Below are 1,262 nucleotides of genomic sequence, written 5' to 3'. Positions count from 1 at the left end.
GGGCTCTGACTACTTGTAGGCACACGGTTTCAGGTTCTCTTTCACTCCCCTCCCGGGGTGCTTTTCACCTTTCCCTCACGGTACTGGTTCACTATCGGTCACTAGGGAGTATTTAGCCTTGGGAGATGGTCCTCCCTGCTTCCGACGGGATTTCACGTGTCCCGCCGTACTCAGGATCCACTCGGGAGGGAACGAAGTTTCGACTACAGGGTTTTTACCTTCTCTGACGGGCCTTTCCAGACCTCTTCGTCTACCTCGTTCCTTTGTCACTCCACTTCGAGTGTCCTACAACCCCAAGAGGCTTACCTCTTGGTTTGGGCTGTTTCCGTTTCGCTCGCCGCTACTCAGGAAATCGCATTTGCTTTCTTCTCCTCCGGGTACTTAGATGTTTCAGTTCCCCGGGTGTGCCCTCCATGCCCTATGGATTCAGACATGGATACTGCTCCATTACGAGCAGTGGGTTCCCCCATTCGGAAATCTCCGGATCTACGCTTACTTACAGCTCCCCGAAGCATATCGGTGTTAGTCCCGTCCTTCATCGGCTCCTAGTGCCAAGGCATCCACCGTGCGCCCTTTGTAACTTAACCGTCGACAAATGATCAGCGTCGAATGGCTGTGTTGGCTTCGTCTCTTGCGCTACTCATGTACCCTACAAACGTACACTCCGTTGCTCAGAGACTCGCCGCCTTGCACTTCTCGCTGCTTATTTGTCTTTTGTCCGGCAAATGATCAGCGTCGTTCTTCTTTGTCAGCTTCGCTCGTTCAGATCCTCATGTACGACTGTGTACACTCCGGTCTTCACTCGCTCGCTTCCTCGAAGCACTCGCTTCTCATTTCCCTTTCATTCCTAAAATGAGCGTATTTCAGTGAAACCTTACATTTACACTTTACGTTATCTAGTTTTCAAAGAACCATTCGGCAAATAATGAACGGCTCGTTCCTAATTTGCCTCTATTAGGTGAATGAAATGATGAATCTTGTATGTCGTGATATGGTGGAGCCTAGCGGGATCGAACCGCTGACCTCCTGCGTGCAAAGCAGGCGCTCTCCCAGCTGAGCTAAGGCCCCAGAGATGGTGGGCCTGAGTGGACTTGAACCACCGACCTCACGCTTATCAGGCGTGCGCTCTAACCAGCTGAGCTACAGGCCCATCTCTACTTATATTTCGAGAGAATGATCTCTCAAAACTAAACAAAACGGGAAGCGTTCCTTTTTTAAACGTTATCTTCCTTAGAAAGGAGGTGATCCAGCCGCACCTTCCG

The 1,262-nt window shown here is 50.9% G+C and carries 2 tRNA genes and 1 rRNA gene; all 3 read right to left on the bottom strand.

The annotated features are described in order from the left end of the window. A 23S ribosomal RNA gene (locus J2S06_RS16075) occupies window positions 1-587 on the bottom strand; the annotation flags it as partial. A 405-nt stretch (window positions 588-992) separates the two neighbouring features. Beyond that, window positions 993-1,068 (bottom strand) — tRNA-Ala (locus J2S06_RS16070). A 5-nt stretch (window positions 1,069-1,073) separates the two neighbouring features. Beyond that, a tRNA-Ile gene (locus tag J2S06_RS16065) sits at window positions 1,074-1,150 on the bottom strand. Window positions 1,151-1,262: the final 112 nt, after the last annotated feature.

It is taken from the genome of Bacillus alveayuensis (genome assembly GCA_030812955.1).
Taxonomy (GTDB): Bacteria; Bacillota; Bacilli; order Bacillales; family Aeribacillaceae; genus Bacillus_CB; species Bacillus_CB alveayuensis.
The sequence above is the reverse complement of the archived record's forward strand: the minus strand, read 5'-3'. Positions and strand labels throughout refer to the sequence as shown.